Origin of the sequence: Pseudomonas sp. NFACC08-1, assembly GCF_900106735.1 — a bacterium.
Classification (GTDB): Bacteria; Pseudomonadota; Gammaproteobacteria; order Pseudomonadales; family Pseudomonadaceae; genus Aquipseudomonas; species Aquipseudomonas fluorescens_Q.
The window spans coordinates 38,920-62,093 of the sequence record NZ_FNNL01000016.1; the positions used below are offsets into that span (position 1 = coordinate 38,920).

General features: G+C 62.9%; 21 protein-coding genes. 11 read left to right on the forward strand and 10 right to left on the reverse strand.

The genetic code is table 11. The features are described 5' to 3' along the window. Window positions 1-67: 67 nt before the first annotated feature. From BLU76_RS25885 to BLU76_RS25895, 3 genes are all read right to left on the reverse strand, one after another. Entirely contained in the window at window positions 68-679 is a 612-nt protein-coding gene (locus BLU76_RS25885) for a 3'-5' exonuclease (protein WP_053189903.1), read from the reverse strand. Window positions 680-700: 21 nt separating this feature from the next. Continuing rightward, window positions 701-1,180, reverse strand: a complete 480-nt coding sequence (locus tag BLU76_RS25890; protein WP_063324258.1) for a LabA-like NYN domain-containing protein — start codon at window positions 1,178-1,180, stop codon at window positions 701-703. Between the two features lie 128 nt (window positions 1,181-1,308). Then, entirely contained in the window at window positions 1,309-2,055 is a 747-nt protein-coding gene (locus BLU76_RS25895; protein ID WP_092224981.1) for a DUF2076 domain-containing protein, read from the reverse strand. Between the two features lie 174 nt (window positions 2,056-2,229). Between BLU76_RS25895 and BLU76_RS25900 the strand changes: the two genes are divergently transcribed. Together BLU76_RS25900 and BLU76_RS25905 are read left to right on the forward strand one after the other, a co-directional pair. Then, window positions 2,230-2,892 (forward strand): hypothetical protein, encoded by a 663-nt coding sequence (locus tag BLU76_RS25900; RefSeq protein ID WP_092224983.1) that lies wholly within the window; start codon window positions 2,230-2,232, stop codon window positions 2,890-2,892. Window positions 2,893-2,982: 90 nt separating this feature from the next. After that, window positions 2,983-4,062 (forward strand): endonuclease/exonuclease/phosphatase family protein, encoded by a 1,080-nt coding sequence (locus BLU76_RS25905; RefSeq protein ID WP_092224985.1) that lies wholly within the window; start codon window positions 2,983-2,985, stop codon window positions 4,060-4,062. Window positions 4,063-4,145: 83 nt separating this feature from the next. Here the strand turns inward: BLU76_RS25905 and hrpB are convergent, their stop codons facing one another. Then, window positions 4,146-6,662 carry an ATP-dependent helicase HrpB gene (hrpB, locus tag BLU76_RS25910; protein WP_092224987.1) on the reverse strand — a complete coding sequence of 839 codons (2,517 nt, stop codon included), beginning with the start codon at window positions 6,660-6,662 and terminating at the stop codon, window positions 4,146-4,148. A 95-nt stretch (window positions 6,663-6,757) separates the two neighbouring features. On the opposite strand from hrpB, the gene BLU76_RS25915 reads away from it, so the two are divergent. Together BLU76_RS25915 and BLU76_RS25920 are read left to right on the forward strand one after the other, a co-directional pair. Beyond that, window positions 6,758-7,177, forward strand: coding sequence for a polyribonucleotide nucleotidyltransferase (locus BLU76_RS25915; RefSeq protein ID WP_092149960.1), 420 nt, complete (start codon window positions 6,758-6,760; stop codon window positions 7,175-7,177). A 28-nt stretch (window positions 7,178-7,205) separates the two neighbouring features. Next, window positions 7,206-8,099, forward strand: a complete 894-nt coding sequence (locus BLU76_RS25920; RefSeq protein ID WP_092149963.1) for a cation diffusion facilitator family transporter — start codon at window positions 7,206-7,208, stop codon at window positions 8,097-8,099. Between the two features lie 136 nt (window positions 8,100-8,235). Here BLU76_RS25920 and BLU76_RS25925 read toward each other — a convergent pair whose 3' ends face one another. Beyond that, window positions 8,236-9,255 carry a DUF6515 family protein gene (locus BLU76_RS25925; RefSeq protein ID WP_092224989.1) on the reverse strand — a complete coding sequence of 340 codons (1,020 nt, stop codon included), beginning with the start codon at window positions 9,253-9,255 and terminating at the stop codon, window positions 8,236-8,238. A 415-nt stretch (window positions 9,256-9,670) separates the two neighbouring features. Between BLU76_RS25925 and BLU76_RS25930 the strand changes: the two genes are divergently transcribed. Next, the gene (locus tag BLU76_RS25930; protein ID WP_025215622.1) at window positions 9,671-10,150 is read left to right on the forward strand and encodes an Lrp/AsnC family transcriptional regulator; all 480 of its coding nucleotides are present in this window, start codon (window positions 9,671-9,673) and stop codon (window positions 10,148-10,150) included. 236 nt (window positions 10,151-10,386) lie between these two features. Then, window positions 10,387-10,596: a DUF2788 domain-containing protein gene (locus BLU76_RS25935; RefSeq protein ID WP_007937369.1), complete on the forward strand. Its 210-nt coding sequence runs from the start codon at window positions 10,387-10,389 to the stop codon at window positions 10,594-10,596. On the opposite strand, the gene BLU76_RS25940 is transcribed toward BLU76_RS25935, so the two are convergent. From BLU76_RS25940 to BLU76_RS25955, 4 genes are all read right to left on the reverse strand, one after another. Beyond that, complete coding sequence (locus BLU76_RS25940; RefSeq protein ID WP_161951762.1) at window positions 10,591-11,157, reverse strand: pseudouridine synthase; 567 nt, start codon at window positions 11,155-11,157, stop codon at window positions 10,591-10,593. The two genes, BLU76_RS25935 and BLU76_RS25940, sit on opposite strands and share 6 nt — an antisense overlap. A gap of 138 nt (window positions 11,158-11,295) precedes the next feature. Then, window positions 11,296-12,795, reverse strand: a complete 1,500-nt coding sequence (gene amn / locus BLU76_RS25945) for an AMP nucleosidase (protein ID WP_170862101.1) — start codon at window positions 12,793-12,795, stop codon at window positions 11,296-11,298. Between the two features lie 161 nt (window positions 12,796-12,956). Continuing rightward, entirely contained in the window at window positions 12,957-14,606 is a 1,650-nt protein-coding gene (locus BLU76_RS25950; RefSeq protein ID WP_092224991.1) for an acyl-CoA dehydrogenase family protein, read from the reverse strand. A gap of 71 nt (window positions 14,607-14,677) precedes the next feature. Then, window positions 14,678-17,062, reverse strand: a complete 2,385-nt coding sequence (locus BLU76_RS25955) for a hybrid sensor histidine kinase/response regulator (protein ID WP_092224993.1) — start codon at window positions 17,060-17,062, stop codon at window positions 14,678-14,680. Between the two features lie 462 nt (window positions 17,063-17,524). Here BLU76_RS25955 and BLU76_RS25960 point away from each other — a divergent pair, with 462 nt between their 5' ends. From BLU76_RS25960 to BLU76_RS25975, 4 genes are all read left to right on the forward strand, one after another. Continuing rightward, window positions 17,525-18,322: a hydroxymethylpyrimidine/phosphomethylpyrimidine kinase gene (locus BLU76_RS25960; protein WP_003205858.1), complete on the forward strand. Its 798-nt coding sequence runs from the start codon at window positions 17,525-17,527 to the stop codon at window positions 18,320-18,322. Window positions 18,323-18,339: 17 nt separating this feature from the next. Beyond that, a complete protein-coding gene (gene thiE, locus BLU76_RS25965) occupies window positions 18,340-18,966 on the forward strand; it encodes a thiamine phosphate synthase (protein ID WP_063324243.1) in 627 nt (208 codons plus the stop codon). Between the two features lie 28 nt (window positions 18,967-18,994). Continuing rightward, entirely contained in the window at window positions 18,995-20,278 is a 1,284-nt protein-coding gene (gene hemL / locus BLU76_RS25970; protein WP_058546736.1) for a glutamate-1-semialdehyde 2,1-aminomutase, read from the forward strand. Window positions 20,279-20,495: 217 nt separating this feature from the next. Next, window positions 20,496-21,050 (forward strand): tetratricopeptide repeat protein, encoded by a 555-nt coding sequence (locus BLU76_RS25975; RefSeq protein WP_003205863.1) that lies wholly within the window; start codon window positions 20,496-20,498, stop codon window positions 21,048-21,050. Window positions 21,051-21,244: 194 nt separating this feature from the next. Here BLU76_RS25975 and BLU76_RS25980 read toward each other — a convergent pair whose 3' ends face one another. Next, window positions 21,245-21,574: a DUF1820 family protein gene (locus BLU76_RS25980; protein ID WP_003185742.1), complete on the reverse strand. Its 330-nt coding sequence runs from the start codon at window positions 21,572-21,574 to the stop codon at window positions 21,245-21,247. 133 nt (window positions 21,575-21,707) lie between these two features. Between BLU76_RS25980 and miaB the strand changes: the two genes are divergently transcribed. Next, window positions 21,708-23,036: a tRNA (N6-isopentenyl adenosine(37)-C2)-methylthiotransferase MiaB gene (gene miaB, locus BLU76_RS25985; RefSeq protein ID WP_170862100.1), complete on the forward strand. Its 1,329-nt coding sequence runs from the start codon at window positions 21,708-21,710 to the stop codon at window positions 23,034-23,036. The last annotated feature ends 138 nt before the right edge of the window (window positions 23,037-23,174 follow it).

A 23,174-nucleotide genomic window follows, 5' to 3' on the forward strand; every position in this document is an offset into this window, starting at 1 on the left:
CCCACGCGGAGCATGGGGATGATCAAACTGTGGAGCAAGCCCGCTCCCACAGTTGGTTGTGGTGTGTTTAGAACCCGCGATGGCGCTTGAGGTGCTCATTGATTTTCGCCGCCGGCACTTTCTGCAGACTGCACAGCAGATCATGGGACAACTCCCGCAGCCCATGCTTTTGCCGCAATTCCGAAGCCAGGTGCGCGGTGAGGTTGGCGGCCATTTCGGCATCGGCCATGGCGCGGTGAGCCTGGCCGGTATGGGGCAGGCCGGCGAACGCGTTGAGCGTGCCGAGCTTGTGGTTCGGCGCCGCCGGCATCAGGCGCCGGGCCAGCAACAGCGAGCAGGCAAAATTCTGCAGGCGGGTGCGCTTGATCCGTCCCAGTTCAAAGTCCCAGAATTTCTGATCGAACGCGGCGTTGTGGGCCAGCAGCGGCGTGATGCCAACGAATTCGTTGACCTCGTTCATCACTTTTTCCGCCGACGGGGCGCTGCGCAGCATGGCGTTGCTGATGCCGGTCAGTTGCTCGATAAACGCTGGGACGCGCACACCGGCATTCATCAGGCTCTGGTAGCGGTCGACGATCCGGCCTTGCTCGAGCATCACCACCGCGATTTCAGTGGCCCGGCAACTGCTGCTCGGGGTGATGCCGGTGGTTTCAAAGTCGATGACTGCGATGCGTTCCAAACCTTTTGAACTCCGTGAAAATCAATTCTTGAGCAGCAACGCGCCTTCGATCGGCACGTAGCGGCTGGCGGCGCGGATCAGCGAGTTGGCGGTCAGACCCGGCACGCCATAGGCCACGGCCTGCACGCCGTGCTTGGTGATGATGCGTTCGAGCAACATGTCGAAATCGCCGTCGCCGGAGGCCAGCACCACTTCGTCGACGTGGTCGGCGGCGTCCATGATGTCCAGCGTGATGCCCACGTCCCAGTCCCCCTTGGCCGAGCCGTCGCTGCGCTGGATATAGGGCTTGAGCTTCACGACAAAGCCCAGGTTGCGCAGGATCTGCTGGAATTGCTGCTGCTTGCTGTCACCGCGATCGATCGCGTAGGCATAGGCCTCGACGATCTGCCCCTGCTTGCTGACATCAGCCCACAGCGCGGCGTAGTTGAAATGGCAACCGTAGGCTTGGCGCACGGTGTAGTAGAGGTTCTGGACATCGGCGAACACTGCAATTTTTTTCACCGCGTTTCCTCTTGGATGCACACGCACACAGGCCACCAGGGCCGAAAAGTCGCCCAGTATGCCAGCCCGAAGGATTGTTCCGCGAATAATCGGCCCGAGGCGCCTGTGCGCCCCGGACGAATGGCAGGTCAGACGAAGGAGTCGTCGTCGCCGAAGGAAGATGAATCGTCACTGTAGTCCGCGTCACTGAACCCGCCCTGGTCGTTGCCGTAGGTGTCGTTGTCAGCCACGCGCGGGTCATCGCCCCAACCGTTGCCTGCGGTATCGTTGACCGGTTGCGCCGGTTCTTCCTTGATGACCTCGACGATTTCCTGCGGTTGCTGGTTACTGTGAAACAGGCTGCTGATGCCTTGGGCCAGCATCACGCCGCCGGCCACGCCCGCCGCGGTTTTCAGGGCGCCGCCCAGGAAGCTGCCCGCGGCCGGGGCCTGCTGCGGTGCGCCATAATTGCCGGGCGGCGCGCCGAAGCCCGGTTGGGGCTGGGCATTGAAGGACGGCTGCGCCGGTTCGCGCCAGCCTCCGCCACTGGATGTCGGTGCGCTTGCCGGGCGTGAGTCCCGGGCACTGCCACCAAAAATGCTCGACAGAAAGCCTCCGCCACCGCTGGGCGCCGATGGCTGGGAACGGGCCCGTTGCAGCTCGGCCTGCAATTGCTCGGTTTGCTGGGTGAGTTGCTTGTTCTGTTCATCAAGGCGCTTGATCGCGGCCTCCTGCACCAGAATCGCCTGGGCCATGAAATAGCCCGCCGCTGGCTGGCTGGCCAGGTGTTCCTTGATCCGCGCCTCGGCCTGGGCGTCGCGCGGGGCTGAATCCTTTTCGGCCTGTTGCAGCCGTGAAAACAGTCCATCGATCAGGGTTTGTTCTTCGCTGTTCATGGCGACCTCATTAGATTGCCGGGTAGAAACCATTCCGATCCCGAAGACCGGTGCCCATCAGTAATGGGGCTCGCCGCAAAGCTTTCAATGGTCTTTACCTGATGTTTACGTTTGCTTGTGCGGGCGCCTGATCGGTTAAAGTGTCGGACCGCTTTTGAACTGCGATACCGACTCATGAATCCGTTTGACGTGCTGCGCGACTCTTTGTATTTCTTCAAGCGCCATCTGGGCCGAATCGCCCAACTGTGCCTGCCGCTGGTCATACTCGAGGCGTTGCTGCAGCAAGGCGTGGACAGCGCCCTCGGCCCCGACGGCTTTCCCGGCTACAGCGTGATCGTCGGGCTGCTGGTGTACCCCTTGTACACCGCCGCGTTGATCCTGTTCCTCGACGCCCGCAGCCGCGGTGAAGCACCACGCCCCCGTGACCTGCTCGCAACGGCCCTCACCCTGTGGCCACGCTTTGCCTTGCTGACGGCGCTCAACACGCTGTTGATCCTGGTGGGGCTGTCGCTGTATTTCCTGCCGGGCTTATGGCTAATGGTGACCCTGGCCTTCAGTGAATACCTGTTGGTCCTCAGGGGACTGCCTCCCCTGGCGGCGATGAAGGAAAGCCTGAACATGTCCCGCGGCAACTTCTGGCGGATCCTGTTGTGCATCCTCTGTGTGATGGGCCCGCTGTGGTTGCTCAAGGGGGTCAGCGTCTCGGTGTACCCGCCGCCCCAGAATCCTTTGCTCAGTTTGCTGATCGAAAGCGTTCACAGCTTCTTGCAACTGTTCACCAGCGTGGTGCTGTTCCGCATGTTCATGTTGATCGAAGCCAAGCCTGACAACCGCTGATCGCACACTGCGAAGGCCCTGGGCTTGGGCTTAAGAACCGCTCTCGGTTATGCTCGGGAGCACTTTCGCGTTTCGCCCATAAGCCGAGCCATGACCCGTCTACTGCGCTACACCTTGCTGGGCCTGCTGTTGATCCTCAGCCTGGCCGCCCTGTCGATCTACGGCCTGACCTGGCGGCCACAGCCTCGGGAAACCTTGCCGGTCAGTTGCACCGCCAACGCAGCACCGCTGGTGCCCGGCCAGGTTTTGAAGGTGATGACCTGGAACGTGCAGTTCCTCGCCGGCAAACGCTACGTGTTCTGGCACGACCTGGCCCAGGGCAACGATGAAAGCCCGACCCTGGAAGACATGGCCTTCAGCCTCGACGAAGTGGCACGGGTCATCCGCGATGAGCAACCGGACGTCGTGCTGCTCCAGGAACTGGACAAGGGCGCCAAGGCCAGCGATTACCAGGACCAGCTCAAGCTGTTGCAGGAGCGGCTGGCCGACCTCTATCCGTGCGGCACCAGCACTTTCGACTGGAAGGCCGACTTCACCCCCGATCCACACATCTTCGGCAGCGTCGGCCGGCAACTGGCGACCCTGAGTCGCTACCGCATCGACCATGCCGAACGGGTACAACTGCCAGTGGCAGACGCCAACATCATCAGCCGTCAGTTCCAGCCCAAAAATGCCTTGTTGGTGAGCTATCTGTCGCTGAGCGGCGGCGGCCAACTGGCGGTGCTCAACACCCATCTGGAACGGGCCACCGAGCCGGACGAAACCCTGCCCAGACAAATCACCGCCGTGGCCAAGGCCTTGGATAAATTCGAATCCGCTGGCACACCCTGGCTGATCGGCGGCGACTTCAACCTGCTGCCCCTGGGCCAGTACCGGCGACTGCCGTCCGAGCAACGCACGCCCTACTCCGCCGACAGCCCCTTGCACCTGTTGTGGGACAAATACCCGATGATCCCCACCAACAACGAGGCCAGCGGCATCGACCGCGCACACTGGCTGACCCACTACCCGAACGACCCCGGCCTCAACGGCCCCGACCGTACTGTCGACTACCTCTTCTACAGCCCGCGCATCAAGCGGGTCGAAGCCCAGGTGCGACAGGACGATACCTTGCGAATCTCCGATCACTTGCCGGTGATTGCACGGTTCCTATTGCCGGCTGCACCTTAGCAGGATTCACCTAAGCCCCCTGTGGTAGCCGAGCTTGCTCGGCTCCCACAGAATTTGTATTGCATACCCTGAATTGCCTCAGCTTATTTACGCGGCTTGACCCGCGCCGTCGCCTCCGCCACCAGCGGATCATCCGGCCAGTAGTGCTTGGGGTAGCGCCCCTTGAGGTCCTTCTTCACCTCGGCGTAGGTGCTGCGCCAGAAGTTCGCCAGGTCCTGGGTGACTTGCACCGGTCGGCGCGCCGGTGACAGCAGGTGCAGCTTGACCACCTGCCGCCCGCCAGCGATGCGCGGGGTGTCGGCCAGGCCGAAGAGCTCCTGCAAGCGCACCGCCAGGATCGGCGGATGCTCGCTGTAGTCCAGGCGGATCGACGACCCCGAAGGCACGCTCAAATGGTGCGGCGCCAGTTCATCCAAACGTTGCGGCAGGGGCCAGGGCAACAGGTTGTGAACGATGCTCGACAAGTCCAGGTTGGCAAAATGGCTGAGGCGCGAGACTCGGCCCAGATACGGTATCAACCAATGTTCGAGGCTGCCCAGCAACGCACTATCGCTGACATCCGGCCATTGGCTCTCGCCCTTGGCGTCCAGGTCCAGGCGACGCAGCAGCGCCACCCGCGCCTGCCATTGCCGCAGTTCCGGGGTCCAGGGCAATAATTCCAGGCCCTTGCGCCGCACCAGATTCACCAAGGCCTGGCTACGGGCAGACTCATCCAGGCCGGTCAGCGGTTCGCGGCTGAGTACCAGTTCGCCAACCTTGCGCTGGCGCTCGGCGCGCAGCACGCCTTCGCGCTCGTCCCAATCCAACTGATCCACCGTGTGCACCTGCTCGGCCAATACCGAGTCGAACAGTGCCGGGTCGAAATCCGTCGCCAGGTAGATCCGTTCTTCCCGCTGCCCCTGGCGGCTGCCCAGGTCGGCGATCACCAGCCACGCTTGCTTCATCAGACTGTCAGCCTCGGCAAACAGCGCCGCACGGCCGTTGGCCAAACGATATTCCGCGCCGCCGGGGCGGCGCTGCTGGGCGACGCGGTCCGGATAGGCCAACGCCAGCAACGCACCGAGCCAGCGCGGGTGATCGGGATCGGCGACGGCTTCTTCGGCCTTGCCTCGTAAATAGCCGCGATATTGCCGGGCCAGTTGTCGTGCCCGCTGCACCCCGCCCTGGGCACCGCGCGCTGCTCGCTCTTCACCGGACAGCAAGGCCAGGCGACTGTGCAGATCCGCGCCGGCGCCGCGCAGAATATCGCGCTCGCCCAACAGTGCGGCGACGTTGCAGGCCATGTCCGCCAGCCCCAGCGCCTGACCGCGCAACAACAGATGAGCGATACGCGGATGGGCCGGCAGCTCGGCCATGGCCTGGCCGTGGCGGGTCAGTTGCTCGCCCTCCAGCGCGCCGAGGCGTTGCAGCAGATCCTGGGCCTGGGCATAGGCGGCGGTGGGCGGGATGTCGAGCCAGACCAATTGCGCCGGCGTCACGCCCCAGCGCCCCAACTGCAGGGCCAATCCGGCCAGATCCGCCGACAGAATCTCCGCGCTGCCATAGGCGGCCAATTGTTCATGCTGGTCTTCGGACCACAATCGATAGCAGACACCAGGCTCCAGACGCCCGGCCCGACCGGCCCGCTGGGTGGCGCTGGCTCGGGAAATGCGCTGGGTGTCGAGCCGGGTCATGCCGCTGCCCGGGTCGAAACGCGGCACCCGGGCCAGTCCGGCGTCGATCACCACTCGCACGCCATTGATGGTCAGGCTGGTTTCGGCGATGTTGGTGGCCAGTACCACTTTGCGCTGGCCGGGCGGCGCGGGGTCGATGGCAGCGCGCTGAGCGGCGAGGTCCAGTTCACCGTGCAGCGGACAGAGCAACACATTGCCGCCCTCGCCCAAGGCCTCGGCCAGTTGCTGATGGACCCGGCGAATCTCCGCCTGCCCGGGCAAGAACACCAAGACGCTGCCGGTTTCATCGTGCAGTGCTTCCAGCACGGTCTGCACCAGCCGCGGCTCGACGAACTCGCCGGGCTGGAACGGCCGCCCCCAACGCACCGTCACCGGGAACATGCGGCCTTCGCTGCGCAGGATTGGCGCATTGTCCAGCAACCCGGCCAGGCGCTCACCTTCCAGGGTGGCGGACATCAGCAGGATCTTCAGTGGCAGGTCTTCGCGAAACAGCTCCCGACCGTTGAGGCTCAAGGCCAGGGCCAGGTCGGCGTCGAGACTGCGCTCATGGAATTCATCGAAAATCAGCAGCCCTACGCCTTCCAGCGCCGGGTCGTCCTGCAAGCGCCGGGTGAGGATGCCTTCGGTGACCACTTCAATGCGGGTCTTGGGGCCGACCTTGCTGTCGAGGCGAATCCGGTAGCCGACGGTTTCACCGACCTTTTCCTTAAGCTCGCTGGCCAGTCGCTCGGCCGCCGCCCGTGCCGCCAGGCGCCGGGGTTCGAGCATCAGGATGGTCTGCCCGGCCAGCCAGGGCTCGTTCAGCAAGGCCAGGGGAACACGGGTGGTTTTACCGGCACCAGGCGGCGCTTCGAGCACGGCTTCGTGGCGCGATGCCAAGGCTTGACGCAGGGCGGGTAAAACTTCATCAATCGGCAAAGAAATCATGCTGGCTCCAAAACAGAGGGCCGAGTATAACGGCGAACTGTTTAGCGTGGTCTGGACTCCAACCAGCAACGCCTTTACCTGTTCAGGAGATTGCTATGCGTATTCCCTTTCGCGTGATCGGTGGCGTGCTGGTCGCCTCCCTGCTGACTCAAATCAGCGCCTGTGGCTCGATCTTCTACCCGGACCGTCGCGGCCAGATCGACGGCAAGATCGACCCGGCCATCGCCGCCCTCGATGCCGTCGGCCTGCTGTTCTACATCATCCCCGGCCTGATCGCCTTCGCGGTGGACTTCGCCACCGGCGCCATTTACTTCGAGCCGGGCAAAAGCGTCCAGATCGAGCCAGAAAAACTCAAGCCGGCCATCAACCCCGACGGCACCGTCAATAACCACGTGTTGCAGGCGATCCTGGAACGCGAACTGGGCCGCAGCTTCCCGCTGGACGATCCTCGGCTGATCCAGCACAAGGGCAGCGCGCAACAACTGGCCGCCCTCGGCCTCAAGCCCGCCGCATGACAAGCGCTACTGAAGGAACGACCGCGCCATGACCACCAGCACCGAACACGCCCGCCTGCTGCGCCTGGCCACCCGGGCTTCGGTGGCCGTGGCGCTCATCCTGGTCGTCGCCAAGGCGCTGGCCTGGTGGCTGAGCGGCTCGGTGAGCATGCTTGCCGGCCTGACCGACTCGGCATTGGACGGCGTCACCTCGCTGCTCAATCTGCTGGCGGTGCATTACGCCCTGCGTCCCGCCGATGATGATCATCGTTACGGCCATGGCAAGGCCGAATCCCTGGCCGGCATGGCCCAGGCGCTGTTTATCGGCGGCAGTGCCTTATTGATTGCCTTGCAGGCTTTCGAGCGGCTGAAAAACCCGGTGCCGGTGGATGCCCCCTGGCTGAGCGTCGGCGTGATCGTGTTTTCCCTCGGGCTGACCCTGGCGCTGCTGGCGTTGCAGCATCGGGTCATCCGCGCCACCGGTTCCAACGCCGTGCGTGCCGACTCGCTGCACTATCGCTCCGACTTGTTGCTTAACGGCAGCATCCTGGTGGCGCTGGTGCTGGCCGGGTTTGGCTGGTATCAACTGGACGCCTGGTTCGGCCTGGGGATCGCCATTTACATTCTGTGGAGCGCCGTCCAGATCGCCCGGGAAAGTTTCGCCGTACTGATGGATCAGGAACTGCCGCCCGACGTCAGCCAGCACATGCTGGAACTGGCCTGTGCCGTGCCGGGCGTCGTAGGCGCCCATGACCTGCGCACACGGATTTCCGGTAACCACTGGTTCGTGCAGTTGCACCTTGAACTGCCGGGGGAATTGACCCTGTCAGTGGCCCACGGCATCAGCGACCAGGCCGCCGACGCGATCCATCGCGCCTACCCGAAAGCCGAAGTGCTGGTTCACGCTGATCCGCTGGAAGTGGTCAACGGCGCCAAGGCCTGATCCCCGAGGCCCGACACAGAACCTGTGGCGAGGGAGCTTGCTCCCGCTCGGTTGCGCAGCGACCGAAAAATCTTGGGGCCGCTTCGCAGCCCAGCGGGAGCAAGCTCCCTCGCCACAAAAGGGGATCTGCGCTAAATCAATAAGTCACCTGATACCCACGGCTGCTCAAGCAACTGCCCTGGGCCTGGCGATAGGTCTGCACCACTTCCGGCGCCGGCGGGTAGGTGTAGCGACGTGGATCGAAACCACTCTGCTGCACCGCCCAGCGATAGCAATCGTACCCGTCCTGGTTGACCTGCTCGGGCGACTGGCCGTTGGCCGGATACGCCACCACATCGAAACTGTTGCCCTGGGGTTGCGGCTGCGGGTTGGCGACCGGCGCATCGACCACGACGTAATCCTGGGTGTTGGCTTCGTAGATGTAATAGGCGCCGGCGGCAAGAAAGAACAGCGAACTGCCGATCCACACCTCCCGAGCGTAATCCGGCAGATACCGGGTACGAATGCCCCGCGGTGGCGCGACCACGACATAGCGCGGCCCTTGCGGGCGATACCAGTAGCCGCCGGAATAGAAATAATCCTGGCCGCGATAAGGCACGCGGTAGTTGCGATCCGGGAAACGGTCGATCACGTACCCCGGGCGGTACTGCGGGCCCGGGCCCCAGCCATTGCCATGCCCGTCCGGGCGGCCGGGCCAATGCTGTTCAGGGCGGTTGTCATGGCTTGGGCGTGGCCCGCCGCTGGGATAGCCATCGCTGCGACGCGGGATATCACGGTAATACCCCGGTTGCGGTTCGCGGGTCTGGGTCACGCTGTCGGGCCGGCCCTGGATCGGCAGGTTGTTGCCGGGCTGCGGCTGCGGCTGCGGACGGCCATGGGCGTTGGGATCCTGGGGCGGACGCTCATACCGCTGTTCGCCACCCTGGTATTGAGGTTGTGGCCTGACCTCGAACTGACGGCTGTTGTCGCCCCGAATGATTTCGTTGTTTTGCGACCGTTGCTGCGCCGGGTAACCCTGGCCGTTGCCACCGCGCCCGTCCGGGCCGCGATTGCCATCCGGGCCGCCACGGTTTTGCTGATCGTCGGCCATTCCCTGCGCACTGACACTTGCCCACAACAGACCAACACCTGCCAAACGCCAGATGCGCGACTTCATGAAATTCCTCACAACGGTTCAGGGCCTGATGATAAGACTCGGAAAAGCCCAGGCCGGTTCTGCGATAGGTTATCAGCCACGGGGTTTATTTCGCAGGCATTAAAAAAGGGAGACCCGTCGGCCTCCCCTTGAGAATTTCGTCCGTGCTCGACGCTTATGACGTCGGCTCACCTCACGCCGTCTTCTGGACAGTGTGCAGCTCGGGGGTCTGCCAACACCGGTGGGTGCCGCGACCGCAGCCGGCCTGATTGGGCGGGCTGCACTGGACTGTTTGTCCGAGCAGTGATCTTGGTGATAAGAATAAGCCTGGGGCGCCGGCAGAGGATTGCTAAGATTGCGGAAATAAACATCACTTGCGCAATTTTTAACCCTGGATAGATAATCTTCCGCAATTATCCAGATAAAGGCCCGACCGATGAGCAAACTCGACCGTTACGACCTGAGCATTCTGGCGGAATTGCAGCGCGATGCGCGCATCTCCAACCAGGAACTGGCCGAACGCATCGGCCTGTCGCCCTCCCCCTGTTCGCGACGGGTCAAGCAATTGGAGGATGACGGCTACATCACGCGCCAGGTTGCCCTGCTCGACCGCAAAATGCTGGGCCTGAGCCTGACCGCCTACGTATTGATCGGCATGGACCGTCACACCCCCGAGCGTTTCGAGAACTTCGAAGCGGCCATCCGCAACCTGCCGCAAGTGCTGGAATGCAGCCTGGTCACCGGGATGGACGCGGATTACCAACTCAAGGTGGTGGTACCGGATATGGACCATTACCAGAAACTGCTGCTGGGGCATCTGACCCGGATCGATGGCGTCACCAGCGTGCGTTCGAGCTTTGTACTGAACCAGGTGCTCAACAGCACCGAGTTGCCTTTGACTCACCTGCGCAGCTGACCGCTTTTTGTGGCGAGGGAGCTTGCTCCCGCTGGGTTGCGAAGCGACCCCAAGCTTCGGCCGGATTGCCAGTGGACCGGTTTGCGACTGCTGCGCAGTCGAGCGGGAGCAAGCTCCCTCGCCACAGCCCAGCCGATGAATAGCTGCGACACACCGCCGCAGGCCAATCCCGCGTCCGCGCCTCATGCCTTATACTCGCCGCGCCTTTTCAACCCCGCTTACGCCGGAGTGTCCTGATGGATCCTGCTGTTTTCGAAGAGTGGATGATGACCGGCCTGGTCAGCATCCTGATCATTTTCATGGGTTTCATCGTCTGGGACCTGGCGAAGAAATCCAAGGCCGGGCGTTTCGGCTCGTTCATTCTGTTTTTTGTGCTGGGGTTGGGCGTGGCGGCGTTCGTGATCAAGAGCGTGGTGATCGGCCTGATCGAGTCCGGGACGTTATAAGCGCGCCGGCACTTCCCTCCACTGGCCCTGATCGAGTCCTTCGAGGGTCCAGTCGCCGATCCTGACCCGCACCAAGCGCAGTGTCGGCAGGCCCACCGCGGCGGTCATGCGCCGTACCTGGCGGTTGCGCCCTTCGCGGATCACCAGTTCCAACCAACTCGTGGGTACGCTTTTACGAAAGCGCACCGGCGGGTTGCGCGGCCATAACTGCGGCTCGTCCAACTGGCGCGCCTCGGCTGGCAAGGTCATGCCGTCGTTCAACGCCACCCCATCGCGCAAACGCTGCAACTGTTCGGCATTCGGTTCGCCTTCCACCTGCACCCAATAAGTCTTGGCCAGCTTGTGCTTGGGGTCGGCGATACGCGCCTGCAACTGCCCATCATTGGTGAGCAACAGCAAGCCTTCGCTGTCACGATCCAGCCGCCCGGCCGGGTAGATGCCCGGTACGTCGATAAAATCCTTGAGCGTCGCCCGCCCTTCACCGTCACTGAATTGCGTCAGCACATCGAAGGGTTTGTTGAACAGGATCAGCTTCGGCTCGGCCGGCGGGGCCTTGGCCACACGGCGCGGGGCGGAGGCTGGAAGCTTCGCGCCAGGGCGACGGGAAGCGGGGCGTGGAGGACGGGGCATGGTGGCACGGCATCTAACGGTCAGGACCGCCAATGCTAGTGGTCTGACCGCTAAATAACCACCGCCGTATCAACGGAACGGCGGCTCGTCGAAGCTGCGCAGCTTGCGCGAATGCAACGAGTTGAGTTCCGTGCGCAACAGGTCCAACGCCTCGATGCCAATCTTCAGGTGCTGGTTGACCGCTCGCTCATAGAACGCGTTGGCCGAGCCCGGCAGCTTGATTTCGCTGTGCAGCGGCTTGTCCGAAACACACAGCAACGTGCCGTACGGCACCCGCAAGCGATAACCCTGGGCGGCGATGGTGCCGCTTTCCATGTCCACCGCCACGGCGCGGGACAGGTTGATCAACGGGCGCTCCTGGGCCCAGCGCAATTCCCAGTTACGGTCGTCGTAGGTCAGTACGGTGCCGGTGCGCAGGCGTTTCTTCAACTCGTCGCCCTTTTCGCCAGTGACGTTGGCCGCCGCTTGCTGCAAGGCCATCTGCACTTCGGCCAGGGCCGGAATCGGAATGTTCGGCGGCACCACGCGGTCGAGGATCCCGTCGCGGCGCATGTAGGCGTGGGCCAGCACGTAGTCGCCAATGGTCTGGGACTGCCGCAGCCCGCCGCAGTGGCCGATCATCAGCCAGCAATGGGGCCGCAGCACGGCCAGGTGGTCGGTGATGTTCTTGGCGTTGGACGGGCCGACCCCGATGTTCACCAGGGTCACGCCATGGCCATCATTGGTTTGCAGGTGATAGGCCGGCATCTGGTAACGGTGCCAGACCACGCCGGCAGCGATGGCCGATGCTTCTCCATGGTCCATGTTCTTGTCGATGATCACGTTGCCCGGCAGGACCATGCGCACAAAGCGCGGGTCGCTGCGCAGTTGCTCCAGGCCATGGACGATGAACTGGTCGACATAGCGGTGGTAGTTGGTCAGCAGGATCCACGGCTGCACATGGCGCCAGTCGCTGCCGGTGTAGTGCACCAGCCGGCGCAGGGAAAAATCCACCCGCGCCGCGTCGAACAGCGCCAGGGGCAGCGGGTCGGTGTTTTCCCAATCATAGAGGCCGTCGGCAATGCCATCGGTGGCGGCCGACAGGTCGGTGCTGGGGAAAACTCGTGCCAGCACGGCGGCGGTCACGCCGGAGCCGGCCAGTTCGTCGCCCTGCTCCACCACGTACGGGTACGGAATGTTCTGCTCGCTGACGCCCACTTCCACGGTGACGGTAAAGTCGTGCATCAGCGGGACCAGCTGCTCCAGCAGGTATTTACGGAAGGCGCCGGGGTGGGTGACGGTGACACTGTAGGTGCCGGGCAACTGGACCTTGGCATAGGCGCGGGTGGTTTGCGGGACTTCGCCGTGGCAGTGGTAGGTCAGGCGCAAGGCGGGATAGCGAAACAACGCCCTTTGCTCGGCATCCGGCTCGACGCGATCCTTGAGATAACGCATCAGCGCCTGGTTCAACGCGGTGGTCGCACGTTCGTGCAGGGCCGCCAGACGATCCACGGCTTGTTCGGCGGTTTGAACGACAATAAACGCTTCGGTCACGATCAGCTTCCTGTGTTCTGACTTGCAGGCCTTCATCTTGCCTGCATCGCCGCCCGACGGGAACAGTGGCGTAATGGACTCGATCGATTCCCTGTGGGAGCGAGCTTGCTCGCGATGGCGGTGTATCAGTCACCCAGATGCTGGATGGACCGACGCCTTCGCGAGCAAGCTCGCTCCCACAGGGGTATGTGTTGTGTCTAAAAGCCGTGTGGGGTGGAGCGCGTCACGATCGCTTCGACATTCAAGCCCCGAGGCAAGGCACCGTACACCCGGCCGACCGAACCCAGGCGACTGGCAATGAAGGCATCGCTGACGTCGCTGTTGCCCGCCTCGAGCAACAGCTTGGCTTGCAGGCCCACGGCGATGTCTTCGGTCAATTGCCGGGCGCGGTACTGGATATCGTCGGTGTCCTTGAACGCGGCGTGCAATTGGTGGATGTGGCCAGCCAGGCGTTTGTCGCCGTGGCCGTCGCCCAATTCGCTGAACAATACCTCCAGCACGCCGGGCTCCTTGGACAAGGCGCGCAGCACATCCAGGCATTGCACGTTGCCGGAGCCTTCCCACGTCGAGTTGACCGGCGCTTCGCGGTACAGACGCGGCAGGATGCTGTCTTCGACGTAGCCGGCACCGCCCATGCATTCGGCGGCTTCGTTGATCATCGCGGGGGCGCGCTTGCAGATCCAGTACTTGCCCACGGCCGTCACCAGCCGGGCGAACTTGGCCTCATGCTCGTCATTCAAATGGTCCAGCGCCCGGCCCATGCGCAAGCTCAAGGCCAGGGCGGCCTCGCTTTCCAGCGCCAGGTCAGCCAGGACATTCTGCATCAGCGGCTGTTCGCTCAACAGCTTGCCGCCGACCTTGCGGTGCGCGCAGTGATGACTGGCCTGGGTCAACGCCTGGCGCATCAGGGCGCTGGAGCCGACCATGCAATCGAAGCGGGTCATGGCCACCATCTCGATGATCGTCGGTACGCCGCGGCCTTCTTCACCGACCATCCAGGCCAGTGCGCCACGGAACTCGACTTCGCTGGAGGCGTTGGAACAGTTGCCCAGCTTGTTCTTCAGCCGCTGGATGTAGAACTGATTGCGGGTGTCGTCGGGGCGATGGCGCGGCAGCAGGAAACAGGTCAGGCCCTTGTCGGTCTGGGCCAAGGTGAGGAAGGCATCGCACATCGGCGCCGAACAGAACCATTTGTGGCCCACCAGCTCATAGGCCTGGCCCGGGCCGCTGGCGCCCACCGGATAGGCTTTGGTGGTGTTGGCCCGCACATCGGTGCCGCCCTGCTTTTCGGTCATCGCCATGCCCAGGGTCACCCCGGCCTTGTGGGCCATGCCGACATTGCGCGGGTCGTATTCGGTGGCGAGCACCTTGGGCAGCCAGTGCTCGGCCAGGTCCGGCTGCAAGCGCAGCGCCGGCACGCTGGCGAAGGTCATGGTCAGCGGGCAGCCGGTGCCGGCTTCGGCCTGGCTGTGCAGATAGGTCATCGACGCCCGGGCGACATGCGCGCCGGGTTGCGGATGCGCCCAGGGCAAACTGGGCAGGCCGTGCTCGACGGCGGTGCGCATCAACTGGTGATAAGCCGGATGGAACTCCACCAGGTCGATGCGATGGCCGTAACGGTCGTGGCTGGAGAACACCGGTTTGTTCTGGTTGGCCAGGAAGCCCGCTTCCATCAACGGCCCGCCGGCCAGCGCCCCATACGCATCGATCCGCGCCTGCGCCCAGCCCGCCCCAAAGTACTGCGACCACTGCTGCAGCGGCAGGTCGATGCGGTACAGGTTGGCGCCATCCAGGGACGGCGGTTGGTTGGTGACGTCGTGGGTTTCAGCGAACTGGTGCAGGTTCATGACAGGGCTCCTCGATCGGGCAGGGATTCAGTTAAGCACCACCTCCAAGCCGGACAAAGTGTCATATCCGCCTAAATATCGGCGCTTTCACCCTGTCTCGGGCACAGCACCCGGCGCTGGAGCATCGCCTGCAGTGCCTCGAATTTCACGGGTTTGTTCAGGTAATCGATCTGAGCGCCCGAGGGGCAGCATTCGCGCGCCACATTCGGGCTGACCACCAGCACCGGCAGTTCCTCGCAGCCGGGCAAGGTGTGGATCTGGCAGCCGAGCGACACGCCGTCCAGCGGCGGCAACTGGCAGTCGAGCAGCACCGCATCAAAGCGCTCGCCGTGCAGCAGATCCAGCGCGGCGCGGCCACTGTCGGCGGTGCGCACCCGATAACCGAGCTTGAGCAACATGCCGCGCATGACCAACTGATCGATGCTGTTGTCATCGGCCAGTAGCACCGTGCAATCCTGCGGCAGGCGCGAGCCTTGGCGGCCACCGAAGGAAAACGGCGTCGGGACCGCCGCTGGCAAGGCCACGTCAAACTCCACGTCCAACTGGAAACGGCTGCCACGACCGGGTTCGGAGGTATGGGTCAGGCGTCCGCCCAGCAATTCCACCAGTTGCCGGCAGATGGCCAGGCCCACGCCGAGACCGCCGTATTCGCGGGTCATCGAGCCGTCGAGTTGGAAGAAGCGCTGGTACAAGGTCGCTTCCCCCAGGTCGGTAAAACCGATTCCGGTGTCGATGACAGCAAAGGACAGCACCAGCCGATCAAGCGCCGTCGGCCTGCCGCTGACTCGCAGGGCCAGGCCGCCAACCCGGGTGAACTTGATGGCGTTGTCCAGCAGGCATTCCAGGCTCTGGGCCAGTTTGCCACTGTCGCCAAGCAACCGGTCCGCCAGGCCAGGGGCCACGTCGACCTTGAAATCCAGGCCCTTGGCCGCCGCATTGGCGCCGAACTGCACCTGCAGCGCATCGACCACCCCACGCAGGCTGAACGGTGCCGGATAGACCTTGAGCTTGCCGGCCTGCAACTCGGTCAGGGTGAGGATGCCGTTGACCATGCGCATCATGTCCCGCGCCGAACCAGCGGCGGTCTGTTGATACTGGGTCAGCTCCTCATCCATCTCGACGGTTTCCATCAGCTCAAGGGAACCGATCACGCCATTCATCGGCGTGCGCAGTTCATGGGTCAGGGTGGCGAGGAATTCATCCTTGAGCTTGTTGCCGTGGGCCAGTTGCTGGTTGAGCACTTCGAGTTTCTGCCCGGCGTCCAACAGGGTCTGGGCCTGCTGCTCGCGCATGGCATTGATGCGGTCGGCCAGGGCCAAGGACAACAGTGCCACTTCGATGGCCGAGCCGATCTGGCTGGCGTACATGGTCAAAAAGACATTCGGCAGGTAACCGAGCACCATCAACGTATTGACAATGCCCCCCAGCAGAAACGCCGACCAGGCAATGATGAAATAACGCGCCACCCGCAGACCACGCCACCAGGCGAACAGGCCGGCGGCGAAGATCACCACGGTGAACAGCAGCGCCAACACCGTCGCCAGGCGCAGCGCCAGGGCATAACTGGTCATCAGCGACAGGCCGACCACCACGGCGCTGTAGGCGATCAGCGCCAGCAGCAAGCGGTCCAGCCAACGGCTGTGCTGGGCGGTTTGCAGGAAACTGCGGGCGAACTGGCTGCCAAACAGGCCCGCGCAGCCGATGAAGAACGGCGTCGCGGCGTTGGCCCACCAGGGGTTGTCCGGCCAGAAATACTCCACGGCGGCACCGTTGACCGACAACTGGTACAGGCCGAACGAGGCAATGTAGAAGATGTAATAGAGGTAGCTGGTATCGCGCACGCTCAGGTAGATGAACAGGTTGTAGACCAGCATCCCCAGCAGCACGCCATAGATGATCCCCAGTACATACAAGCGCACCGGCTGTTGTTCGAGGTAAGCGGTGCTCGACCACAGCGTCAGCGGCGCCTGGATCGAACCCTGGCTTTGCAGGCGCAGGTAGAGGGTCTGCCGTTGTTCGGGCTTGAAAGCCAGGCTGAACAGGTAGTTGTTCTGGCGGATCTCGCGGCTGGCGAACGGCAAGGCATCACCGGTCTGGCGAACCAGGCGATAGCCCCCCGACGCATCGGGCAAATACAAGTCGAGGTGGTCCAGCGGCGGGTATGCCAGCTCCAGCAGCCAGGTACGCTGGGCGTCCGGATTGGCAGGACGGTAGTGCAGGTCGATTTTCAACCAGAAGGCTGATCGCGAGTAACCGGCGTTCAGCGTGGCTTGGTCGTGGGCTTTGAAAGCACCGGCGCCAGCCTGGGCCAGGACATCGTCAATAGAGGCCGTGCCGCTCGCATCTTCGAACACCTGCAGGGCATGGCCCAAGGGCAGGTTTTGGGTGAATTCATCGAATTCGAGAGCACTTGCCAGAGGGGACAAGCACAGCAACAACATCAGCAAATAGCGCATTTAAGCCCCAGCGCGGCCTGTCCGGTTGAGTCAGGAAGCCCCCCATTCCCTGAGTAGACGTAAAACCGGCATTACCTGTTATGAGTTGGATCCATCTCTAGCATAGCCGTTGATGGCCAATTTGCACCATTGAAATTTTTCCTACAGAAGGCTCTAGAACGGGCGTTACAGCGCTAAGCATTGAAATAGAGCTGTTGCTTTGGTCAGATTGCAATACGACCCGGGAGCCAGGCTCTCGTTTGTTTGATCAGGCCCAGGGTTCTGTGGCGAGGGGATTTATCCCCGCTGGGGTGCGAAGCGCCCCCATTCAAACTGTCTATTATACCGAGGCGATGGGTATTGGGGCCGCTCCGCAGCCCAGCGGGGATAAATCCCCTCGCCACAAATAAATCCTGCCTATAGCTGCTTCCCTTACTACGGGCGTGCGCCGATCGAAAGGGTTTGGTGGTAAGCTCGCGCACCATGAATATCTACAGCTCTCGCCCCGTTGTCCTCTGTCTCTCCGGCCACGATCCCAGTGGTGGCGCCGGCTTGCAGGCAGATATCGAAGCCCTGCTCGCCCAGGGTTGTCATGCCGCCCCTGCCGTTACCGCATTGACCGTGCAAGACACCGTCAACGTCAGCGATTTCCGAGTGCTCGACCGAGAGTGGGTACTGGCACAAGCCAATGCCGTGCTCAACGATGCCCAGGTGGCAGCGGTCAAGCTGGGGATGCTTGGCTCACTGGAAATGGTCGACACGGTGGTCGAACTGCTCCAGGCGCACCCGCACCTGCCGATGGTCTGCGACCCGGTGCTGCGCGCCGGTGGTGGCGGGCGCCTGGGCAAGGATGAGGTCGGCTACGCCATGCGCGAACGCCTGCTGCCCCTGGCAATCATCGCCACCCCCAACCTGCCTGAAGCACGCATCCTTGCTGAATTGCCCGAGGGCAGTGCCGACGAGTGCGCGGAAAAACTGCTGCCCTTCGTCAAACACCTGTTGATCACCGGTGGTCACGGCGACGAACATGAAGTCCATAATCGCCTGTACAGCCGTGACGGCGGGCGCGAAACCTTTACCTGCCAGCGTCTGCCCGGCAGCTACCACGGTTCCGGCTGTACCCTGGCCAGCGCCCTGGCCGGTCGGCTGGCCCAGGGCGAACAGCTCGCCAGCGCCGTCAAGACGGCACTGGATTACACCTGGCGCACCCTGCGCGATGCCGAACAACTGGGCAAAGGCCAGTTCGTACCGCGTCGCCTGCCGCTGGATTTCTGCTCGTAGCACCGGAGGCCTGTGGAATGAAATTACGTGGCCTTTACGCCATCACTGATAGCCAATTGCTGGCCGGCAAGTTCCTCGCTTATGTAGAAGCGGCGCTGGAAGGTGGCGTCACCCTGCTGCAATACCGCGACAAAAGCAGCGACGAGGCCCGCCGGCTGCGGGAAGCCGAAGCACTGCGCAACCTGTGCGAACGCTACAAGACCCAGTTGATCATCAACGACGACGCCGAACTGGCCGCGCGCCTGGGCGTTGGCGTGCACCTGGGCCAGACCGATGGCCCGTTGGCGCCAGTGCGGGCACTGCTCGGGCACAAGGCGATCATCGGTGCCACTTGCCACGCCAGCCTGGCACTGGCCGAACAGGCCGCCAGCGAAGGCGCCAGTTATGTCGCGTTCGGGCGTTTCTTCAATTCCAACACCAAGCCCGGCGCCCCCAGCGCAAACCTTGAACTGCTCGCACAGGCGCACCTCAAACTGCATATCCCGGTGTGCGCCATTGGCGGCATCACCCTGGACAATGCCGCCCCGCTGGTGGCCCACGGGGTCGACCTGCTGGCGGTGGTCCACGGCCTGTTCGGCGCCGACAGCACCACTGAAGTGACGCGCCGCGCCCGCGCCTTCAATGAGCTGCTGCAGATCAAATAGTCTATTTTCCGTTTTCGAGAGCCCAACCATGTCCCGTTCCGAAACCCTGTTTGCCAATGCCCAGAAACACATCCCCGGCGGCGTGAACTCGCCCGTTCGTGCGTTCAAGAGCGTCGGCGGCACCCCGCTGTTCTTCAAGCACGCCGAAGGCGCGTACGTCACCGACGAAGACGACAAGCGCTATGTGGATTACGTCGGCTCCTGGGGCCCGATGATCCTCGGCCACAGCCATCCGGACGTGCTGGATGCGGTGCGCAAGCAACTGGTACACGGCCTCTCCTACGGCGCCCCGACCGCGATGGAAACCGAGATGGCCGACCTGGTCTGCTCGATCGTGCCGTCGATGGAAATGGTGCGCATGGTCAGCTCCGGCACCGAAGCGACCATGAGCGCGATCCGCCTGGCGCGGGGTTTTACCGGCCGCGACAGCATCATCAAGTTCGAAGGCTGCTACCACGGCCACTCCGACAGCCTGCTGGTCAAGGCCGGTTCTGGCGCATTGACCCAAGGCGTGCCGAGCTCGGCAGGCGTACCGGCAGCGTTCGCCAAACACACCCTGACCCTGCCATTCAACGACCTCGAAGAAGTCGAGAAGATGCTCGGCGAAGTCGGCCAGGAAGTGGCGTGCATCATCGTCGAGCCAGTGGCCGGCAACATGAACTGCGTGCCGCCGGCACCGGGTTTCCTCGAAGGCCTGCGCAGCCTGTGCGACCAGCATGGCGTGGTGTTGATTTTCGATGAAGTGATGACCGGTTTCCGCGTGGCCCTCGGCGGCGCCCAGGCCCATTACGGCGTCACGCCGGACCTGAGCACCTTCGGCAAGATCATCGGCGGCGGCATGCCGGTCGGCTGCTTCGGCGGCAAGCGCAAGATCATGGAATGCATCGCGCCGCTGGGCCCGGTCTACCAGGCCGGCACCTTGTCGGGCAACCCACTGGCCATGGCCGCCGGCCTGACCACGCTGCGCCTGATCAGCCGCCCGGGCTTCCACGCCGAACTGACCGACTACACCACGCGCCTGCTCGACGGCTTGCAGGTTCGTGCCGACGCGGCCGGCATTCCGTTCGTGACCACCCAGGCCGGGGGCATGTTCGGCCTGTATTTCAGTGGCGCCGATGACATCGTCACCTTCGAAGACGTGATGGCCAGCGACGCCGACCGCTTCAAGCGCTTCTTCCACCTGATGCTCGACGGCGGCGTGTACCTGGCCCCGAGCGCATTCGAAGCCGGTTTCACCTCCATCGCCCATGGCGAGACCGAGCTGAAGATCACCCTCGATGCGGCCGAACGGGCGTTTGCCGCGCTGAAGTAAGCCTGTGGATAACTGACGCCGGCTGAAGCTGGCGTCAGCGATTGCTGACAACCTCCCGCCTTTTTCCTACGTATTTATGCCCGAAGCAGCTATTAGCATTCCCTCGCAGCAGAAAAACGAGTAAAGACTTTGTAAGGATGGCCCTGCTTATTTCATAATGCGCGCTTATTGGATCCCCCGGAGGGTCCGCGCGCCCCTCAGAGGTAAGTCGATTCCCATGAACCGCACCGGCCGCACCCTTGCCTTGGGCTGCCTGTTGCTCCTTCAGCCCCTGCTCGCGAATGCACAGGCAGGCGGTAACTCGTTGTTGATCCCGGCGCTGGGCCGTTGCACGCTCAATACCCAGCCACAAGATCTCGCACCGGCACTCGACGCCTGTCAAAAAGCGGCGGACGCAGGAGATGCACAAGCGCAATACGAGTTGGGCGAGTTCTACTACGAAGGCAAGGCTGCGCCGCGCGACCTCAAGAAAGCCCTCGACTACTTCGAAAAAGCCTCGCTGCAAGGCCATGCCCAGGCGCAATTCAAGCTCGGCGGCATGTTCTTCCATGGCGAAGGCGTGCCAGCCAACAACGTCCAGGCCTATATCGTCCTGAAGATGGCCGCGGTCAACGGCGCCGAAGAAGCCCTGGACACCGCCGACGAAGTCGCCGAGCAAATGCCCCGTGACGAGTTGGAAGTGGCCACCCAGGTGCTGGGGCAGATCTTTCGCAAATACCTGATGGAATTGCAGAACGCCGATGGGCGTACGCCCTTCTCGCCACTGCCCTAAGTTCACTGCGGCCCCCTGTGGCGAGGGGATTTATCCCCGCTGGGCTGCGAAGCGGCCCCAAATCCGTCAACTCAATCGAACTCCAATACCGCAGTGTCAGGCTTTAGGGTCGCTTCGCGCCCCAGCGGGGATAAATCCCCTCGCCACAAGGACTGTGCCCGACCTTAGAGACTCGTCTTGCCAAGAGCCGAGAGTTACTTCTCAGGCATCGGCATCGGAAACGGCATCACATTGCCGACCGCACCGCGGGCTTCGCTGATTTTCGGGGTGCCCAGGCGTTCGACTTCGTCGATGCGCACGATCGAATGCATCGGCACGAAGCTGCGCACCACGCCTTCGAACTGCGCCTTGAGCTTTTCCTCGCTCGGATCGACGACCACTTGCGTGCGCTCGCCAAAGACGAATTCTTCCACTTCCAGGAAACCCCACAGATCACTTTGATAGATCTGCTTGGCGTACATTTCGAACACCTGGCCCTGGTTGAGGAAAATCACCTTGTAGATTGGAGCTTCACGTTTGGTCATGGCTGGCGAAACACATCGGCGGGTAAAAATGAGGGCGCGAACTATAGCATAGCCACTGCTCGCACAGCGGTAGGAACCGGGGGACTTGTTCCCTATAATGCGCGGTTCTTTGAATCACGTGATGATCCCGTCCATGGCCAAGAAGCTTTACATCGAAACCCACGGTTGCCAGATGAACGAGTACGACAGCTCGCGCATGGTCGATCTGCTGGGTGAACACCAGGCCCTGGAAGTCACTGCCCGCGCTGAAGACGCGGACGTGATCCTGCTCAACACCTGCTCGATTCGCGAACGCGCCCAGGACCGGGTGTATTCCCAGCTCGGCCGCTGGCGCGAACTGAAGTTGGCCAACCCGGAAATGGTCATCGCCGTGGGCGGTTGCGTGGCCAGCCAGGAAGGCGCGGCCATTCGTGATCGCGCGCCGTACGTGGACGTGGTCTTTGGCCCGCAGACCTTGCACCGCCTGCCGGAGATGATCGACGCCGCCCGCAGCACCAAGCTGCCGCAAGTGGACGTTTCGTTCCCGGAAATCGAAAAATTCGACCACCTGCCCGAACCGCGTATCGACGGCCCAAGTGCCTACGTGTCGGTGATGGAAGGTTGCAGCAAGTACTGCACGTTCTGCGTGGTGCCCTACACCCGCGGTGAAGAAGTCAGCCGACCGTTCGACGACGTGCTCGCCGAGATCATCCACCTGGCGGAAAACGGCGTGCGCGAAGTGACCCTGCTGGGGCAGAACGTCAACGGCTATCGCGGCCTGACCCATGACGGGCGCCTGGCGGATCTCGCCGAACTGATCCGCGTCGTGGCAGCGGTGGATGGCATCGACCGCATCCGCTACACCACGTCTCATCCGCTGGAGTTCTCCGACAGCCTGATCCAGGCCCACGCCGAAGTCCCCGAACTGGTCAAGCACCTGCACCTGCCGGTGCAATCGGGCTCCGACCGGATCCTTGCGGCCATGAAACGCAACCACACGGCGCTGGAGTACAAATCCAAGCTGCGCAAGTTGCGCGCAGCAGTGCCGGGGATCTGCATCAGCTCGGACTTTATCGTCGGCTTCCCTGGCGAAACCGAGAAAGACTTCCAGCAGACCATGAAGCTGATCGAAGACGTGGGCTTCGACTTCTCCTATTCCTTCGTCTACAGCCAGCGTCCTGGCACTCCGGCGGCCGACCTGGCGGACGACACGCCCGAAGAACTGAAAAAGGAGCGGCTCAACGCCTTGCAACATCGCCTCAACCAGCAAGGTTTCGAGATCAGCCGACAAATGGTCGGCTCCGTCCAGCGGATTCTGGTGACCGATTATTCGAAAAAAGACCCCGGCGAGCTGCAAGGACGTACCGAAAACAACCGCATCGTCAACTTCCGCTGCGACACCCCGGCCCTGATCGGCCAGTTCGCCGACGTGCACATCGACGCCGCGCAACCGCACTCCCTGCGCGGTTCACTGATCCAGTAACCCCACACTTCCTGTGGGAGCGAGCTTGCTCGCGATAGCGGTGCGACAGTCAATATCAATGTTGAATGTGAGGGCCCCATCGCGAGCAAGCTCGCTCCCACAAGGACCGTGCCAAGCCCTGTGATCAGATTCGCCTGT

What these genes read in the sequence shown, in the direction of transcription:
- BLU76_RS25895 (WP_092224981.1), bottom strand. Translation starts at nt 2,055, where the DNA reads ATGAACAGCGAAGAACAAACCCTGATCGATGGACTGTTTTCACGGCTG.
- BLU76_RS25900 (WP_092224983.1), top strand. Translation starts at nt 2,230, where the DNA reads ATGAATCCGTTTGACGTGCTGCGCGACTCTTTGTATTTCTTCAAGCGC.
- BLU76_RS25905 (WP_092224985.1), top strand. Translation starts at nt 2,983, where the DNA reads ATGACCCGTCTACTGCGCTACACCTTGCTGGGCCTGCTGTTGATCCTC.
- hrpB (WP_092224987.1), bottom strand. Translation starts at nt 6,662, where the DNA reads ATGATTTCTTTGCCGATTGATGAAGTTTTACCCGCCCTGCGTCAAGCC.
- BLU76_RS25915 (WP_092149960.1), top strand. Translation starts at nt 6,758, where the DNA reads ATGCGTATTCCCTTTCGCGTGATCGGTGGCGTGCTGGTCGCCTCCCTG.
- BLU76_RS25920 (WP_092149963.1), top strand. Translation starts at nt 7,206, where the DNA reads ATGACCACCAGCACCGAACACGCCCGCCTGCTGCGCCTGGCCACCCGG.
- BLU76_RS25925 (WP_092224989.1), bottom strand. Translation starts at nt 9,255, where the DNA reads ATGAAGTCGCGCATCTGGCGTTTGGCAGGTGTTGGTCTGTTGTGGGCA.
- BLU76_RS25930 (WP_025215622.1), top strand. Translation starts at nt 9,671, where the DNA reads ATGAGCAAACTCGACCGTTACGACCTGAGCATTCTGGCGGAATTGCAG.
- BLU76_RS25935 (WP_007937369.1), top strand. Translation starts at nt 10,387, where the DNA reads ATGGATCCTGCTGTTTTCGAAGAGTGGATGATGACCGGCCTGGTCAGC.
- amn (WP_170862101.1), bottom strand. Translation starts at nt 12,795, where the DNA reads ATGAAGGCCTGCAAGTCAGAACACAGGAAGCTGATCGTGACCGAAGCG.
- BLU76_RS25950 (WP_092224991.1), bottom strand. Translation starts at nt 14,606, where the DNA reads ATGAACCTGCACCAGTTCGCTGAAACCCACGACGTCACCAACCAACCG.
- BLU76_RS25955 (WP_092224993.1), bottom strand. Translation starts at nt 17,062, where the DNA reads ATGCGCTATTTGCTGATGTTGTTGCTGTGCTTGTCCCCTCTGGCAAGT.
- BLU76_RS25960 (WP_003205858.1), top strand. Translation starts at nt 17,525, where the DNA reads ATGAATATCTACAGCTCTCGCCCCGTTGTCCTCTGTCTCTCCGGCCAC.
- thiE (WP_063324243.1), top strand. Translation starts at nt 18,340, where the DNA reads ATGAAATTACGTGGCCTTTACGCCATCACTGATAGCCAATTGCTGGCC.
- hemL (WP_058546736.1), top strand. Translation starts at nt 18,995, where the DNA reads ATGTCCCGTTCCGAAACCCTGTTTGCCAATGCCCAGAAACACATCCCC.
- BLU76_RS25975 (WP_003205863.1), top strand. Translation starts at nt 20,496, where the DNA reads ATGAACCGCACCGGCCGCACCCTTGCCTTGGGCTGCCTGTTGCTCCTT.
- BLU76_RS25980 (WP_003185742.1), bottom strand. Translation starts at nt 21,574, where the DNA reads ATGACCAAACGTGAAGCTCCAATCTACAAGGTGATTTTCCTCAACCAG.
- miaB (WP_170862100.1), top strand. Translation starts at nt 21,708, where the DNA reads ATGGCCAAGAAGCTTTACATCGAAACCCACGGTTGCCAGATGAACGAG.